At 63.9% G+C, this 16670-nt stretch carries 15 protein-coding genes and 1 tRNA gene; 9 read left to right on the forward strand and 7 right to left on the reverse strand.

Annotation, left to right across the window (positions count from 1 at the left end; translation table 11 throughout):
- Window positions 1–78: 78 nt before the first annotated feature.
- Together AC1DXN_RS08845 and AC1DXN_RS08850 are read left to right on the forward strand one after the other, a co-directional pair.
- Window positions 79–154: transfer RNA gene (locus AC1DXN_RS08845), tRNA-Thr, on the forward strand.
- Window positions 155–433: 279 nt separating this feature from the next.
- Window positions 434–826, forward strand: a complete 393-nt coding sequence (locus AC1DXN_RS08850) for a hypothetical protein (protein WP_477241472.1) — start codon at window positions 434–436, stop codon at window positions 824–826.
- Window positions 827–916: 90 nt separating this feature from the next.
- Here the strand turns inward: AC1DXN_RS08850 and AC1DXN_RS08855 are convergent, their stop codons facing one another.
- The 7 genes from AC1DXN_RS08855 to AC1DXN_RS08885 form a co-directional block, all read right to left on the reverse strand.
- Window positions 917–1201 carry a GCG_CRPN prefix-to-repeats domain-containing protein gene (locus tag AC1DXN_RS08855; protein WP_477275933.1) on the reverse strand — a complete coding sequence of 95 codons (285 nt, stop codon included), beginning with the start codon at window positions 1199–1201 and terminating at the stop codon, window positions 917–919.
- Between the two features lie 315 nt (window positions 1202–1516).
- Complete coding sequence (locus tag AC1DXN_RS08860) at window positions 1517–1810, reverse strand: GYD domain-containing protein (protein WP_477241470.1); 294 nt, start codon at window positions 1808–1810, stop codon at window positions 1517–1519.
- Window positions 1811–1963: 153 nt separating this feature from the next.
- Entirely contained in the window at window positions 1964–3523 is a 1560-nt protein-coding gene (locus AC1DXN_RS08865) for an indolepyruvate oxidoreductase subunit beta family protein (protein ID WP_477275539.1), read from the reverse strand.
- Window positions 3516–5669, reverse strand: a complete 2154-nt coding sequence (locus AC1DXN_RS08870; protein WP_477275541.1) for a thiamine pyrophosphate-dependent enzyme — start codon at window positions 5667–5669, stop codon at window positions 3516–3518. Before AC1DXN_RS08870 ends, AC1DXN_RS08865 begins: the two co-directional genes overlap by 8 nt.
- Before the next feature lie 44 nt (window positions 5670–5713).
- A complete protein-coding gene (locus tag AC1DXN_RS08875) occupies window positions 5714–6196 on the reverse strand; it encodes a MarR family winged helix-turn-helix transcriptional regulator (RefSeq protein ID WP_477241464.1) in 483 nt (160 codons plus the stop codon).
- Window positions 6196–7767, reverse strand: coding sequence for a phytoene desaturase family protein (locus AC1DXN_RS08880; protein WP_477275543.1), 1572 nt, complete (start codon window positions 7765–7767; stop codon window positions 6196–6198). Before AC1DXN_RS08880 ends, AC1DXN_RS08875 begins: the two co-directional genes overlap by 1 nt.
- A gap of 313 nt (window positions 7768–8080) precedes the next feature.
- Entirely contained in the window at window positions 8081–8872 is a 792-nt protein-coding gene (locus AC1DXN_RS08885) for a cyclase family protein (RefSeq protein ID WP_477421524.1), read from the reverse strand.
- Between the two features lie 122 nt (window positions 8873–8994).
- On the opposite strand from AC1DXN_RS08885, the gene AC1DXN_RS08890 reads away from it, so the two are divergent.
- The 7 genes from AC1DXN_RS08890 (at window position 8995) to AC1DXN_RS08920 (ending at window position 16504) form a co-directional block, all read left to right on the forward strand.
- Entirely contained in the window at window positions 8995–10569 is a 1575-nt protein-coding gene (locus AC1DXN_RS08890; protein ID WP_477275547.1) for a phytoene desaturase family protein, read from the forward strand.
- Between the two features lie 111 nt (window positions 10570–10680).
- Window positions 10681–12207: an ABC transporter substrate-binding protein gene (locus tag AC1DXN_RS08895; protein WP_477275548.1), complete on the forward strand. Its 1527-nt coding sequence runs from the start codon at window positions 10681–10683 to the stop codon at window positions 12205–12207.
- 71 nt (window positions 12208–12278) lie between these two features.
- Window positions 12279–13286 carry an ABC transporter permease gene (locus AC1DXN_RS08900; RefSeq protein ID WP_477275550.1) on the forward strand — a complete coding sequence of 336 codons (1008 nt, stop codon included), beginning with the start codon at window positions 12279–12281 and terminating at the stop codon, window positions 13284–13286.
- Window positions 13279–14127 carry an ABC transporter permease gene (locus AC1DXN_RS08905; protein ID WP_477275552.1) on the forward strand — a complete coding sequence of 283 codons (849 nt, stop codon included), beginning with the start codon at window positions 13279–13281 and terminating at the stop codon, window positions 14125–14127. Before AC1DXN_RS08900 ends, AC1DXN_RS08905 begins: the two co-directional genes overlap by 8 nt.
- Window positions 14124–15005, forward strand: a complete 882-nt coding sequence (locus AC1DXN_RS08910) for an ABC transporter ATP-binding protein (protein ID WP_477275554.1) — start codon at window positions 14124–14126, stop codon at window positions 15003–15005. Before AC1DXN_RS08905 ends, AC1DXN_RS08910 begins: the two co-directional genes overlap by 4 nt.
- Window positions 14998–15834: an ATP-binding cassette domain-containing protein gene (locus AC1DXN_RS08915; RefSeq protein WP_477275557.1), complete on the forward strand. Its 837-nt coding sequence runs from the start codon at window positions 14998–15000 to the stop codon at window positions 15832–15834. Before AC1DXN_RS08910 ends, AC1DXN_RS08915 begins: the two co-directional genes overlap by 8 nt.
- 70 nt (window positions 15835–15904) lie before the next feature.
- Window positions 15905–16504 (forward strand): VOC family protein, encoded by a 600-nt coding sequence (locus tag AC1DXN_RS08920; RefSeq protein ID WP_477275559.1) that lies wholly within the window; start codon window positions 15905–15907, stop codon window positions 16502–16504.
- Window positions 16505–16670 lie beyond the last annotated feature (166 nt).

Genomic DNA, 16670 nt, shown 5'->3' on the forward strand with positions numbered 1-16670 from the left:
GAAATGCCAAGTCCTGTCTTGAATTTACGACCGGTTGCGTCTATCACCCAGCCCATCTTGGAGGCCTTGGCTTCCCGGGCCGCTTTAGCTCAGTTGGTAGAGCACATCATTCGTAATGATGGGGTCAGGTGTTCGAGTCACCTAAGCGGCACCATTTTTCTCAGACATTTGTCCGCACTTGCTCCCGACGGGCTGCTCTGGACGCCCCCATTTATCGACGACAGCAAAATGGCAGGCGGTGGCTTGCGTCAGGCGCCAATTGGCAGGATGTTGTACGAGGGAAACGGGAGGCGAACCGGCACGCTGGCGCCAAAACGGCTGCTGGAATTATCCGATGTCGCGAGCTTGCTTTGCCTTTCTTGCCCTGATTGCCGTCTTCATCAAGCCGGTGGAGGCAGGCGGGTGGATTTCTCATCTGCTTGACCATTCGGCCATGGCTTCAGCCTATGCGGCAGAATCCGACCTTGTAACCGCTTACACGACAGGGATGGCGCGCATCCGGCTGAAGCTCGCGGGACGTTCTGGCGAAACCGACCTTGCGGTCCCTCTCGAACCAACGCTCTTGCGAGCGGAATTCCGGGCCCGGACATGGCGCGCGGCGGACGGCAGTCTGTTGCAGGGTTTCGCAGGGACTGGCGGCTTCCGGCTGACGCTCGGAAATTGCCTTGCCCGCATCTGCGCTGCCAGCGAATGCAGCGATGCCGGTTGGCCGGTTTTCAGTTGCAGCGACGGCCGTAAGCGCAAGATGTCGGCTACGGACTTTGCCGTCGCGGTTTTCGACGGCGTCTCCTATCGACGATTGAGCGCTGCCCCCTCTCAGCAGTAAGATCGACCCACAGTGAGTTGCCTGCCCGCGTTGCGGCTGAAACGCCCGCCCGTTTCCGGAGCGGGCGCTTTTGGTAAATCCTGTCAGTGGTCAAAAGCCCCAATAGCCGGGATGCCAGCGATGGCGGAACCAGAATCCGGCATGCCAGTGGCCGACCGGACGCATCATCACCCGGTGGTTCGGCACGCAATTGCCCCATCGGTTCATGTGCCAGGCGGGGCCGCATCGCCAACCAACGGTTTCAATGGGACCGACGCTTTGAATGGGGATTGGGACGGTACCGGGCTTTGCCGTTGGCAGAGCCTGCGAGCCGACACTCGACAGCATCAAGGTGCCTGCCGCAATCGCGATGGGTAGAATGTGTTTGGTGAGCATGACTGTGTTCTCCATGTTCACACCCCCGCGAACAATTAACCCGCTGCCACCTGAATGTTGACTGAACGGCGCAATCACAAATGCGTCATTTGGCCATGCCGCCGCCTCGCCGACATGCGTGGAACACGCCCTGCAAGAAGCGTTGAAAGGCGATGACAGGCTCGACTGCCGTGCCAGCAAGGCCTGCACCTTCGCCAGATCACCAAAAACCCCGACCTGACGCCGGGGTTTTCGCTTCATGGAAAACAAACAAGCTTGCCGCCGCTCGGCTCAGCGGCCGGCTTCAACCGTCTGCGCAGGGCAGCACAGTGGCGGTCAGGCCATCTTTGCCAGGATCTTGGCCATGTCTGCGGTGTCGAACGCCCGCAATGTCTGGGTTCTGATGTTGCCCAGCGATGCGATCGATAGGGCTAGTGCGGTCGCAGCAATGTCGTCGTCGGCTTCTGCGACCGCCACGACATCATATTGACCAAGCGTCCACAACAGCGTGTGAACCTTGATCCCGTTCTTGCTGGCCATCGCCTTGAAAGCCTCAGCACGCTTCTGGGTGTCCTTGATGCTCTTGATGCCTTGATCTGTGAAACTCGACAGCAATACGTAGTAAGCCATTGGTTCCTCCCACAAATGGGGAGCGTACGGGCGCTCACGGCGCGTCCGCCGTCTCCCAGAATTACGATAGCACGAGCCGGGCGCGCGAACCACAGAAGGCCTGCCGCACCCGCTATTTCACCGGTCAGCTGGGAGAAGCACGAAATCCGTTCGCTACAGCGAGGCCACGGTCTTCAGCGCGCCGTCAAGCATGTCGCCCTTCTCGTCTTTCAGCGCCATCTCTCGCAGCCGCCGGATCCAGTCGGCGGCATCCGGGCGGCCCTTGACCAGATCGAGCGCCGACAGCACCCGGTCGAATTTCGATTGGGCGCGGAGATGGGTGTCGCTGTAGCCCTTGATCAGCCGGCGGCAGTTGACGATCTCGACAGCCAGCGCGTAATCAGCCGGCACATAGCCAAGCGCCAGCGCGTACCAGCGATCGATATGCTCGACCTCGACCTTGTGGCGCAGCAGGCTGCGGCGCCAGCGACGCAGGCCGCCGATGAACCAGAGCGCGGCGAAGCCGGCGAAACTGTCGGTGCGGATGCGGCGGCCATGGTTGATACGGCGGTCGAGAAAGGCGGCGAGCTTGGGCCGGTCCTCGATATAGCTGCCGAGCCCAGCTGGCAGCGTGCCGCAGAATTCCTCGATGCGCGGATGGAAATATTCGGTCACGTGCAGGATCGAGCCGTCCTTGACGCCGACCTCGCGGCGCACGCGCTGGTCTCTGGTCGAGCGCGTCTTCAGATCGGCAACGCGGATCATGTCGTCATAGCACATCGCGTTGGCGAGATGCTTGGCGGCGGCGATCGACAGCGCATAGGCCTGTCCGGCACCATCCAGCGCGATCGCCCGGTCGAGCCGGTCGAGATACTCGCCGCCATAGGCGATGTCCTGATAGTCGACGACCTTTTTCAGGCCGCGCATCGCCATGTCGCGCGCTGGCTCCGGCAGCGCGGCGACGCGAGCCGCCAAGGCCTGCCAGTCCTTCAGCAGGCTTTCCGGACCGCTGACTTTTCCCGCCGCATCAGGGACGCTCTCGGCAGCCACGGGTTCCGCCGCCTGTGGCGCTGGCGAGCCGGTGCCGCCCGCGCGATCAAAGGCAGCGCCGAAGGCGGCGAGGCTGGCCTTGACGCCGCGACCACCGGCACCGATCGCCTGCTCATAGCTTTCGCGGGTGAAGGGCAGCGCGTCGGATCCGGCCAGTGCGCCGAGCAGGCTGGCCGAGATCATCGAGCCGTTGTCGGCGGCGATCTTTTCCATGTCGAAGGCGATGAAGCGCTTGGCCGCAGCTTCCGCCGTTGCGTGCACCTTTGACGACGATGCGCGGCCGTCGCCGGGTTCGATCTTTTCCGACACCGCGGCAATGCGGTGCGACGAGGCGATCAGCGTCGTGCGTTCAGGCGTGACGAAGCCACGGATGATGGCGCGGCCGGCCTCCATCAGTTCGGCGGCGATCAGGATGTCGACATCGCCCTGCGACGGCGACAGAGCGAGGACCGGCGGGCGGCCGCTGTCGCGGCACATCTCGACATAGTAGATGGTGGCGCCGGTGCGCTGGGCGACGCCGGCAACCGAGGTCGATTGCGCGACATAGCCATTGCGCTCGGCGACGTCGGTGATCCAGTCGGCCAGAACGCCGCCGCCCTGGCCGCCAACCGCCAGCACGGCAAGCTTGATGACGCGCTCGTCATGCTGCGCGTCCGCCCTGGAGTGGGATGAAGGCTCAAGCATCGGCGAATGTCAGGCGCCGGCTTTCGCGCCGCCTCTGCAGGAGGCTGATCGTGGCCCGGCGCGTGGCTTCCAGGAAACGATCCCAGCGGCCGGGATTGTGCACGACGTCGGCGCGATAGAAAGACGGGCACAGTACCGCCGCATCGGCGACCTCACCGCAATTGCCGCAGCCGACGCAGCTCTGGTCGATATGCGCCACCGGATCGTCGCGCAGCGGATCGTCGAGCGACTTTACCGACAGCGACGGGCAGCCGGACAGCCGCATGCAGGCATGGTCGCCGGTGCAGATATCCTCGTCGACGCCGAATTTCGGTTTGACGACGCGCTCGCCACCCTTGATCGCCTTGTCGACCAGCGGCTTTTCACGACGCTGCCGGTTGAGCATGCATTCGGACGAAGCGACGATGACCTTTGGTCCCTTCTCCTCCGTCGTCAGCGCCTCGCGCAGCGTGTCCTGCATCTTGGTGACGTCATAGGTGCGGTCGATGTGGCGCAGCCATTTGACGCCCATGCCTTTCACCGCCTCGGTGATCGGATGCTTGGTCGATTTGGTCTTGTTGCCGGCGCGCGATGAGAGAATGTCCTGGCCGCCAGTGGCGGCCGAGTAGAAGTTGTCGACGATGACGATGACGCCGTCGTTCTTGTTGAACACCGCATTGCCGATCGAGGAGGTCAGGCCGTTGTGCCAGAAGCCGCCATCGCCGACGAAGGAGATCGAGCGGCGCTTGGCATCGGGCGAATTGAATGCCGAGGCCGAGGCCGGCCCGAGCCCATAGCCCATGGTGGTGGCGCCGAGCTCGAAAGGCGGCATGATCGAGAACAGATGGCAGCCGATGTCGGAGGCGATGTGGTGCTTGCCAAGCTCCTGCTCGACCAGCTTGGTGGCGGCAAAGATCGGCCGTTCCGGGCAACCGACGCAGAAGCCGGGCGGGCGGCCCGGCACGACATTGATCAGGTCGGCAATGTCGAGCCCGTCGCCGGCCTTGTTTGGCGCGCGCACCTCGCCCGGCAAAAGATGCGGTGCGGTGGCGCGCAGGAAGGTACCGATGCCGTCTAGCATGACCTGGCCGGTGTATTCGCCGGCCATCGGCAGGTGCTCCTTGCCGACGATGCTGGTACCGCGCCCGGCCTTGTGCAGCATCGAGGCGAACGCCTGCTCGATGTAGTTGGGCTGGCCCTCCTCGACGACAAGCACGGACCCTTTGCCTTCGCAGAAGGACAGGAACTCGTCATCAACAAGCGGATAGACGGCATTCAGGACATAGAGCGGCACGTCGGTGCCGCCAAAGGTATCGGCAAGGCCGAGGCGCTGCAGCGCGCGGATGACCGCATTGTACATGCCGCCCTGCAGGACGATGCCGACCGAGCCGTGATCCGGCCCGAAGATCTCGTTGATCTTGTTCTTGCGAATGAAATCGACCGCCGCCGGCCAGCGTTTCAGCACCTTCTCCTTCTCGTGCAGGAAGGAAGCGGGCGGCAGCACGATGCGGCCGGTATCGCGGCGCGGCGCGTCGAGCGCGTCGGCCACAGTCATTTGCGGCCGCTTGTTGTCCTTGGCGATGAAGTGGCCATGCACATGGCAGCAACGGATACGGACCTGCAGCATGACGGGCGTGTTGGAGGCCTCGGACAGCTCAAACCCGTCCTCCACCGCCTTGACGATCGACGGCAGGTTCGGGCGCGGATCGAGCAGCCAGACCTGACTCTTCATGGCGAAGGCATGGCTGCGCTCCTGCATGATCGAGGAGCCCTCGCCATAATCCTCGCCGACGATGATCAGCGCACCGCCGGTAACGCCTCCGGAAGCGAGATTGGCGAGCGCATCGGAGGCGACATTGGTGCCGACCGTCGACTTGAAGGTTGCGGCGCCACGGATCGGATAGTGCACCGATGCCGCCAGCATGGCAGTGGCTGTCGCTTCCGAGGCGCTGGCCTCGAAATGCACGCCGAGCTCGCCCAGAATGTCCTGGGCGTCGGCCAGCACGTCCATCAGATGGCTGATCGGCGCGCCCTGATAGCCGCCGACATAGCCGACGCCGCATTGCAGCAGCGCCTTGGTGATGGCGAGAATGCCTTCGCCGGCAAACTTCTCGCCGGCACCGAGCCGGAGTTTTTCGACTTCCTTGGCAAAAGACCGTTCGGCCATTTTTGTCTCCTTCCGTTACCGCCCGACGCCGGCGGCGCGTAGGTCTAGATGTCGTGCTTGCGAATGTTCTTCAGCATCTTCAAAAGCGTGGCGATGAGCGCGGCATATTCGGCATCGTCGACATCGTCGAACATTGCCTCGAAGGCGTCGTGCATAGCCGGCCAGGCGCGGGTGAATTCGGCGCGACCTTCGTCGGTCAGGAACACATGGCGGATGCGGCTGTCGGTGACGCCCTGCTCGCGCCGCACAAAGCCTTGCCCCTCCAGCGTGTCGAGCGTGCGGCTCAAGGTGGACTGCTCGATCACCGTATAGACCGAGAGATCGTTGACGGTGACCCCGTCGGTGATCGACAGCACGGCCAGCGTGCGGACCTGCGGGATGGTCAGGCCCTGCTTGCGGAAATCGTCACGCAGAGTGGCGTTGTAGCGGCCCATGATGCGGTTCATCAGATAGGGCGCGAATTGCTGCAGGCCGATCTCGCCCAGGGTCGAAATGCGCTGGCGTTTTTCCGGGGGCTTCTGATCCATCACAGCCGCCCCGCCAAGAGAAAGCCGGAGCCGCCGCCCAGGCCGGCACCCGGATGGGTCGAAGCGCCGATGTGATAGAGGCCCTTGACCCCGGTGTTGTGATTGCGGCTTGCCTTGAATGGCCGCCACAGAAACGACTGGTCGATGGTCGAGGAGCCGCCATAGGGATCGCCCCCGACCAGATTGATGTTCATCGCTTCGAGATCAGCCGGCGAATAGGCGCGGCGCGCAATGACGCTGTCCTTGAAGCCGTCGATATGGCTGGCGAGGATGGCCTCGGCGCGATCGGCATAGGCTTCGCGCAGTCCGTCGGTCCAGCGGCCATCGGCCGGAGTTTGCAGCTTGCCGGCGGCATCGCCCTTGATCTGCCGTGGCGCCTCGGGCAGTTGCAGCCACAGGATCGCCTTGCCGTCCGGGCAACGTGACGGATCGAGCGCATGTGGCTGGCCGACACAGATGGTCGGCACCTCCGGCAGCATGCCGCGCGCCGCCTCGTTGCAGGCTTTTGACACACCATCAAGCCCCGGCGTCAGATGCAGCAGCGCGACCTTGTCGAGACCGTCGCCGCGCCATGCCGGCGGCTTGCTCAGGGCATAATGGATCTGGAAATTGCCCTTGCCGTAGCGGTATTTCTGCGTCGCCTCGACATCGTCCTTGGGAGCATTTGCGCCAAGCAAGCGCCCGTAAAGCTGCGTCGGCGTGACCGAACAGATGATGCTCTTCCTCGCATTGACGGTCTCGCCCGAGGCCAGCCGCACACCGGTGGCGCGGCCGTTGGTCAGGATGATGGAGGCAACGTCGGCTTCTGTGGAGATGACGCCGCCGCGCTCGGTGATGAGCGCCTCGAAAGCCGAGAGCAAGTTTTGCGCCCCGCCCTTGACGATCGGCGCCCCGGCGGCTTCCAGCGCGAAGGCAATAACCTTGGCGATCTGGCCGGAAAATGCGTCTTCAGGCCCCAGGCCCGCATGCAGCACCCAGGGCGCCCACAGCGCGCGGATGGTGTCGGACTGGTAAGTGCTTTCCAGCCAGCTGCGCGCCGGCGCCAAAGCGTCGCCGAGGAACGCTGCAAGGCCGCGTGGGCCACGCCGCCGGACCTCGCCGGCCAACAGCTTCGCCGTCGGGTAGGACCACAGGCTGCCGCCGAGCAGGCCGAACAGCAGTCCGGCATTGCGCTCGATGTCGCCGACATCGCTTCCATGCTTATCGCCGTCACCCGCAGCAATCGCATTGATCGCTGCGACATTGGCGGCACGGTCGGTGCTCAGCACGGCATGGCTGCCGTCCGGCCGCAGCACGCCGGTCGGCGTGCCGGCGTGGCAGAATTCCAGCCCGTGCCGCGCCAGGTCCTTGCCCAGCGCCGCATAGGCCGGCGAGGTGATGAACAGGACGAAGGTCGTCGCCATCACATCATGGATGAAACCGGGCGCGGTGATCTCCTCGGTGCGCATGCAGCCGCCGATGCGGTCGTTGCGCTCGAGGAGGAGCACCTTCGCGCCCTTGCCGCCGAGCATCGCCGCGCAGACCAGCGCGTTGATGCCGCTGCCGACAATGATGTGATCGGGGGCGGTCATCGGCACGTGTTCTCCGTCGGCAGGAGGTGGGGTTTAAACGCGCGGGATAGCGTTCCTTCGCGCCCCCCTCTGTCCTGCCGGACATCTCCCCCTCCAGGGGGGAGATCGGCCTTCATCATGGATTTCGCCAATCTCCAACGTTTCTGAAAGGAGTGAGGCGCCCACACTGCCAATCTCCCCCCTGGAGGGGGAGATGTCCGGCAGGACAGAGGGGGGCGCCGTAGAGCAACAGCGCCGCAAGGTCGCCTCTCCCAAATCGTCACCACTGCATTGCCTGACAGCATGATCTTCTCCCGAAGACCCCACCTCGCCCTTATTGCTTTGACACGAGCGCCAGCGCGCGGATCGGGCTGCCGGTGCCGTGCTCGATCTTGAGCGGTGCCGCGATCAGGATGGCGCCCTTCGGCGGCAGCTGGTCGAGGTTGCAGAGGCTGGCGAGGCCGTAGCGATTGGCCTTGTGCATCAGCGTGTGCGCCGGGAATGGTGGCTCCATGCCGCCGGCCTTGCCAGCATCGGTGCCGATCGTCTCSSWGCCCCAGCCCTTGATRTTCTTGCTGATCAGGAACTGGATGGCTTCGGCGGTCGGGCCCGGCGTGTGCGGGCCGGTYTCGTTGGCGTTGAGGAATTCGGCTTCCGAGCCGTTGCGCTTGTACCAGTCGGTGCGCATCACCACCCACTCGCCGGCGTTAATGGCGCCATGCTTGGCTTCCCATGCCTTGATGTGGTCGACGGTGAGCAGGAAGTCATGGTCGGCGGCGGCTTCTTTCGAGCAGTCGATGACATTGACCGGGCCGACGAAGTTCTGCGCCGGAATGGTGTCGGTGGCGCCGTCCGGATAATCCTTGCCGGTGATCCAATGCTGCGGCGCATCGAAATGCGTGCCCGAATGCTCGCCGAGCTTCAGCCAGTTCCAGGCCCACCATGGACCGTTCTTGTCGTAGCGGGAGATCGAGTGGATCTCGACCTTCGGCGTGTCGACGGCCAGCTCCGGCGGCAGCTTGATCAGCGGCGTGTTGGGTCCAAGTGGCGCCGACAGGTCGATCACCTGGATGGCGCCTGAAAGAAGCTGGCCGGCAACTTCGCCGAGGAGTTTCTGGGTGTCCATGGTCTCAGTTCCCTCTTTTGTCAGTGATGATCAAGGCTCGTCTCGGCCCTTAATATCCTACTAGACGAAAACATATGCATCTGCAATTATCTTTAAGCATAAAGGAAATGGGTTGGGTGGGCGTGAGCGAGTTTGACGCCATATTCGTCGGGGCCGGCCACAACAGTCTGGCATGCGCTGCGCATCTGGCGCTCAAGGGTTGGAAAACCGGGATTTTCGAGCGCAGTGCAGCAATCGGCGGCGCCGTCCAGACTGACGAATATACGCTTCCCGGTTTCCGCCACGATTTCGGCGCGATGAACCTGAGCCTGTTTGCCGGCTCGGCCTTTCACCGGAAATATGCAAATGAATTGAAAACCCACGGGCTGGAATTCGCGCCGGTCGCAGATTGCTTCGCCAGCGCCTTTCCTGACGGCCGCTGGTTCGGCGTCAGCAACGATCTGGAAAAGACGACGTCGCGCATCGCCGGCTTCTCCGCCGCTGACGCGGTCGCATGGCGAAAGCTGGTTGCGGCTTTCCCTGGGGAGGCCGAGCATCTGTTCCGCCTGCTGGGCTCGCCGATGAGCGCACGTGCCCTTGCCGGCACCGCCTGGAACCTGTGGCGCAAGAAGGGCATTGCCGGGGCGCTCGACACCAGTCGTATGTTGCTTTCCTCACCCCGTGCGTGGCTCGAGGAGAATTTCGAGTCGCCTTATGTCAGGGCGACGCTCGCCACCTGGGGCATGCATCTCGATTTCGCGCCCGACATCGCCGGGGGTGCGGTGTTCCCCTATCTGGAATCGATGGTCAACCAGTGTTTCGGCATGGTGATCGGCAAGGGCGGCGCCGATACCATGATCCGCGCTTTGTCCGGCATGGTCACATCAGCGGGCGGCAAGATCGTCACCGGGGCCGAAGTCTCCGAAATCACGGTTTCCGCCGGCAAGGCAACCGGCGTGCGGCTCGCTTCCGGCGAGACCCACAGCGCCACCAAGGCGGTGATCGCCGGCGTCGCTCCCGGCGCGCTAGCCGGCAAACTGTTGCCTAACGGTTCCGGCGATGCCGGCTTCGACACGGCGATGAAAAAGTTCCGCCATGCACCGGGCACGATGATGATCCATCTGGCGCTGGACGAATTGCCTGACTGGCGCGCCGGCGCAGAGCTCCGGCAATTCGCCTATGTGCATCTGTCGCCGTCGCTCGACGCCATGTCGCGCACCTATCAGCAGGCGATGGCAGGCCTGCTGCCGGACGAGCCGGTGTTGGTCGTCGGCCAACCCACGGCGATCGATCCATCGCGTGCGCCTGAGGGCAAGCATGTGCTGTGGGTGCAGGTGCGAATGCTGCCCGCGGAAATCCTTGGCGATGCGGCCGGCACGATCGCACCGGATCACTGGGACAAAGTCAAAGAAAAGTACGCCGAGCGCGTCCTCGACATCATCGAGACCTACGCGCCAGGTCTTCGCCAAAAGATCCTCGGCCGTGCGGTGTTCTCGCCCCTCGACCTCGAACGCGAGAACCCGAACCTCGTTGGCGGCGACCAGGTCTGCGGCAGCCACCATCTGGCGCAGAATTTTCTATTTCGCCCGGCACGCGGTTACGCCGGCTGGAACACGCCGGTGGCGCATCTGCATCTCACCGGTGCTGCGACGTGGCCGGGCGCCGGCACCGGTGCAGCCTCGGGCTTCATGCTCGCGCAACAGCTTGGCGGGAGGTAGCATCACGATTTTTCCAGGGTGAAGGAGAGGCAAGGCGCGGTTGCCCAAGGAGCCTGAACCCACTGATTAGACAGAGACGCCGTGCAAAGAAAACCAAACAGGGGAACGACCATGACAATCAACAGACGCGAATTGCTCGGATACAGTGCCGCAGCGCTTGGTGCGGCCGCCATCGGCCTGCCGCAGATCGCCAAGGCAGCCGGCGAACTGACCATCGCCTACAATGTCAACCTGCCGTCCTGGGATCCGACGACTGGACCTTCGGCGGTCAACCCGACGATCCAGGGTCTCTACCAATCGGTGTTCGACCAGTTCATTCCGCAGAAGCCGGACCTTTCGTTTGCGCCGGGCCTCATCACCGAATGGGGCTGGAACGACGACCGCAGCAAGATCACGATGACGGTGCGCGAGGGCGTGACCTGGCATGACGGCTCGCCGTTCACCGCAGAGGACGTGGTGTGGTCGCTGCAGCGGGCGGGCGACGAGAAGACCGGCAACCCGATCCAGTTCGTCTGGAAGAACGTCACCAACTTCAAGATCGACGGCAACAAGATCACTGGCGACGTGGTGCAGTTCGACCCGGTGTATTTCAAGTGGATGTCGTTCCTGACCGGCTACGTCATGCCAAAAGCCTATTACGAGAAGGTCGGCGCCGAGGGTTTCGAGAAGGCGCCGATCGGCACCGGCCCCTATATGGTGGACAAGTTCGAGCGCAACGCCTTCCTGCGGCTGAAGGCCAACCCGAACTATTGGGGCGACAAGCCGGCCTTCGAGAACGTGACGATCAAGTTCGTCACCGATGCGGCAAGTCGCGTCGCCGAGATCGAGTCGGGCTCCTCGCAGGTGACGCTCGAAGTCCCCTATGAGGAGTATGACCGGCTGATCGCCAAGGACGGGCTGGCCGGCTCGTGCAAGAACGTGTCCGACATCGGCATGATCTTCTTCAACGATATCGAGGCGATGCTGGACAAGAACGTCCGCCAGGCGGCAGTGATGGCGGTCGACAAGAAGCTGCTCGTCGAGCGCCTGCTGCACGGCTACGGCCAACCCATCGATACGCTGGAAACGCCGGAATACACGGCCTTCGACCCGTCGATCAAGGTCGAGCACAATCCGGAAAAGGCCAAGGAGCTTTTGGCCGCCTCCGGCTATTCGCCGGAGAAGCCGGTAAAATTCACCATACAGACGACCAAGGGCTTCAAGCCCAAGGATTACGAGATGATCCAGGCGATCGTCGGCATGTGGCGCAAGGTCGGCATCGAGGCGACGATCGAGGTTTATGAGATCGCCAAGCACTACGAGCTGCGGGCCGCCGACAAGCTGGCGCCGGCCGCTTTCTACAATTGGGGCAATGCCATCGGCGATCCGACGACGTCGACCGGCTTTGCCATGTATGGCCCCAGCCCGCATTCGGTGTGGGACAGCCAGGATTTGATCGACATGATCAACCCGCTGTGGGGCGAAAAGGACGAGGCCAAGCGCATCGCCGGCTGGAAGGCGGTCGACAAGTACATCGCCGAGCAGGCCTATGTGCTGCCGCTGATCCAGTATGCGCAGCCGATCGTGCATGCCAAGGGCGTCAACGTCGTGCAGCATGTGTCCGGCGCGCTGTTGCCGGCCTTGATGACCCCGGCCTGACATCGGCATAGACTGCGTGCGCGCCACCGCAACCGGTGGCGCGCCTCTTTCCGCCAGGCTTACAGGCGACCATGCTTCTGCAAAGATTTCTGATCCGTCTTGTGACGATGGCGATCACGCTGTTCGGCGTCGCGGTCGTGGTCTTCGTCGTCATTCGCGTCGCGCCCGGCGACCCGATTGCGATGATGCTGCCGCCCGGCGCGACCCAGGAGGATATCGCCCGGCTGCGCGCGCTCTACGGGCTCGACAAGACCATCGTGCAACAGTTCTTCATCTGGCTCTCGGGCGTGGTCAGGGGCGATTTCGGCACCTCGATTTCGCTGCGTCAGGACGTGCTGGGACTGGTCTTCAACCGGTTGCCGGCAACGCTGGAACTCGCCATCGTCGCGCTGCTGATGGCGGTGGCGATCGGCGGCACGACGGCGATCCTCGGCGCGCGCGAACGCGGCACCGCGGTGGAAGCCGGCATCGACATCGCCAGCGGTGCGGCACTGTCCATTCCGGATTTCCTGTGGGGCCTGGTGCTCATTCTTCTCTTTGGCGTGCTGGTGCCGGTGTTCGACATTTCCGGGCGGGTGTCGCCGCAACTCGACCTGCCCTTCGTCACCCAGTTCTATCTCGTCGAAAGCATCGTGCGGCTGCGCTTCGACCTGACCAAAGATCTGCTGGCGCATCTGCTGATGCCGGCGATTGCGCTGGCGCTGCCGCTGGCCGCGATCATCGCGCAGCTCTTAAAACAGTCGCTGAAGGAAGTGCTCGATCTCGACTATGTCGTGCTGGCCCGGGTGAAAGGGTTTTCGGAAACGCAGGTCATCCTGCGCGAGGCGCTGAAGAACGCCGCCCTGCCGACGCTCACCTTGGTCGGCGTGCAGTTCACCTTCCTCATCGGCGGCACCGTCATCGTCGAACGGCTGTTTTCCTATGAGGGTCTCGGCAACATGGCGATCGACGCCGTCATCAACCGCGACCTGCCGCTGATCCAGGGCATCGTGCTGGTCTTTGCGCTGCTGTTCGTGCTGATCAACCTTGCCGTCGACATGATGTATGCGCTGCTCAATCCGAGGCTGCGCCATGGATGATAGCCGCATCTCAAGACATGGCTCGGGCGCAAAACTGTGGCTGGCCGGCGGCTGGCTGCTTTTGGCACTGCTGGCCGCGATCCTGGCGCCGCTGGTGGCGCCGCAGGATCCGCTGGCGCAGGACCTGATGCTGGAGCGGCTGCCGCCCTTCTGGCTGAGTGGTGCGGAACCCGGCTATTGGCTGGGCACCGACAGCCTTGGCCGCGATCTGCTATCGCGTCTGATCTTCGGCGGCCGCATCGCCTTCATCGTTGCCTTCGCCGCGGCCATCGCCGCCTGCCTGGTCGGCTCGACGCTCGGGCTGGTCGCCGGCTATTTCGGCGGCTGGGCCGACCGCATCATCTCGCGCATCGTCGATGTCTGGATGGCGTTTCCGCCGGTGCTGTTCGCCATCCTTCTGGTCGCGGTGCTCGGCACCGGCTTGAGCTCCGTCATCATCGCCATCGCGGTCATCGACTGGACGCGCTTCTGCCGGGTGATCCGCGCCGAGACCATGGGGCAGTCGCGCATGGACTATGTCGAGAATGCCCGCATCGCCGGCTATGGCCGCGTCGGCATCATGCTGCGCGAAGTGCTGCCCAATGTGGTGCCGTCGATCGTCGCACTTCTGTCGCTGGAGATGGGCATCGCCGTTATCGTCGAGGCCATCCTGTCCTTCGTCAACCTGTCGATCTCGACCGACGATCCGACCTGGGGCGGCATCATTGCCGAGGGCCGGCTGTCGATCCATCAGGCCTGGTGGGTGCTGGTGTTTCCGCTCATCACCCTGATCCTGACGGTGCTGTCGTTCAGTCAGTTCGGCGAGGGGCTGAAGGCACGCTTCGATCCGGTGCTGCGATGAGTGCCGCTTGCCTCGATATCCGCAATCTCAGCGCGGTGCTGCCGAACGGCCAGCGCGTGCTGCGCTCGGTGTCGCTCGCCGTTCAACCCGGCGAAGTGCGCGCGCTGGTCGGCGAGAGCGGCGCCGGCAAGACCATGATCGGCAAGGCGGTGCTCGGCGTCTTGCCGCCAAGCGTGCGCATCGTCGAGGGCGACATGTTGTTGGAAGGCGAAGACCTCGGCAGACTTCAGCCCAAGGCGCGGCGCACGCTGATCGGCGCCCGCACGGCGCTGATCCCGCAGGACCCGCTGACGGCGCTCAACCCATCGCGCCGCATCGGCCCGCAGATGACCGACCGGCTGGTGCGCATCCTCGGCTGGAGTGGCGAAAGGGCCGACCAACGCATTCGGCAATTGCTGGACCAGGTGCAGATCCGCGATCCCGACCGTGTGCTCAAATGCTATCCGCATGAGCTTTCCGGCGGCATGCGCCAGCGCGTGCTGATCGCGGCCGCCTTTGCCGCCGAGCCAAGGCTGATCGTCGCCGACGAACCGACCACGGCGCTGGATGTCACCGTGCAAAAGCAAATCCTGCGGCTGATCGCCGAGTTGCAGCGCGAGCACGGCACCGCGATCCTGTTTGTCACCCACGATCTCGGCGTCGTCGCCAAGATCAGCCAAAAGGTGTCGGTGCTCTATGCCGGCAAGGTGGTGGAGGAGGCCGAGACGGCTGATCTCTTCGCCGCCCCTGAACATCCCTACACGCGGGCGCTGATGGCGGCGACGCCGCGCTACACCGATCCGTTCGCCTCGCTGAAACCGGTGGACGAGGCGGTACTCGCGGGGCTCGCCGCCGAGATCGCTGCCGCCGACCAGGCGTGGAGGCGGCCGCATGGCTGAGCCGCTGTTTTCCGTGCGCGGGCTGAAGGTGGCGCTGCCCGACATGACACGCAAGCCGCTGATTGGCCGCGCGCCGCTGGCCGAGATCCTGAAGGGCCTCGACTTCGACCTGCCCAAGGGCTCGGTGACCGGCATCGTCGGCGAATCCGGCTCCGGCAAATCGACACTCGGCCGCGCGCTGGTGCGGCTGCTGGAGCCAAGCGCCGGTAGCATCAGCTTCGACGGCCTGGACATCACCCACCTGCCGGAGGCGGAGCTTCGGCCGCTGCGCCGCAATCTGCAGATGATCTTTCAGGATCCGATGTCGTCGCTCAATCCCCGCCGCACCATCTTCAGCATCATCGCCGCCCCGCTCAGGCAGAATGGCCTTGGCGACAATCTCAAAACCCGTGTCGCCGAGGCCTTGCTGCGTGTCGGCCTGCCGCAGAGCTTTGCCAGCCGCTACCGCCACGAACTGTCGGGCGGCCAGCGCCAGCGCGTCGGCATTGCCCGTGCCCTGGCATTGTCGCCAAAATTCGTGCTGGCCGACGAGATCGTCTCCGGCCTCGACGTCTCGACCCAGGCGCAGATCCTGACGCTGCTGGAAAAGCTCGCCGCCGAGATGGGCCTGACCGTCGCCTTCATCAGCCATGACCTGTCGGTGATCCGGCGGCTGTGCAAGCAGGTGATCGTCATGCGCGAAGGCGTAATCGTCGAGGCCAGCGCGACGGACGCTCTGTTCGACAATCCGCAGCAGGCCTACACGCGCGACCTGATATCAGCCATTCCGCTTCCCGAAATCGATGCCGGCTGGCTGGACATCCATCCCGCCGCAAAGCCACCGGCATGAACCATCCGCACGCCGAACAGCGGGCGTTGGCGTGCGCCCGGCAAGTGTCCCGCGATGGAGGATGACTGACATGAAGAGTGCAATCCTGACCGCAACATTTGCGGTTGCCGTTCTGGGAACCATGGGTGCTGCTTCCGCCGATTCCATCCCCGGCATGCGCGGCCACGACCACACCGGCGTCACCGTGCCCGACATGAAGCAGGCGGTCGATTTCTTCACCGAAGTGGTCGGCTGCAAAAAGGCGATGTCGTTCGGCCCGTTCGCCGACGACAAGGGCACCTTCATGCAGGACCTGCTCGGCGTCGACCCCAAGGCGGTGATCGAGGAGATCACCCTGGTCCGCTGCGGCTATGGCTCGAACATCGAACTGTTCAAATACACCGCACCCGACCAGAAGGATTTGACGCCGAAGAACAGCGACATTGGCGGCTTCCACATCGCGCTTTATGTCGACGATGTCGCCGCCGCGAAAGCCTATCTCGACGGCAAGGGCGTGAAGACCCGGTTGGGTCCGCTCCCGGTCAAGGAGGGCCCGGCCGCCGGCCAGACCATCCTCTATTTCCAGGCGCCGTGGGGCCTTCAGCTGGAAGCCATCAGCTATCCCACAGGGATGGCCTACGAAAAAGGCGCCGAGACCGTGCTGTGGAGCCCAAAAAACCCGGAAAAGTGACCCGGCAGGGCGTGCTTGCGCAACCATCCGCAAGCACGCGATAGGCCCCCGAAGCAAATCGTCTCAACATGAACCTTTAAGCTTGAAATAATTTCCGTCCGGCACAATACTGCCAGTCGAGATCGCCGGCCTTGCCGGCGACCCGGAAGCGAAGGGGAGATCGCAG

It is taken from the genome of Mesorhizobium sp. P2_H9, from assembly GCF_056403215.1.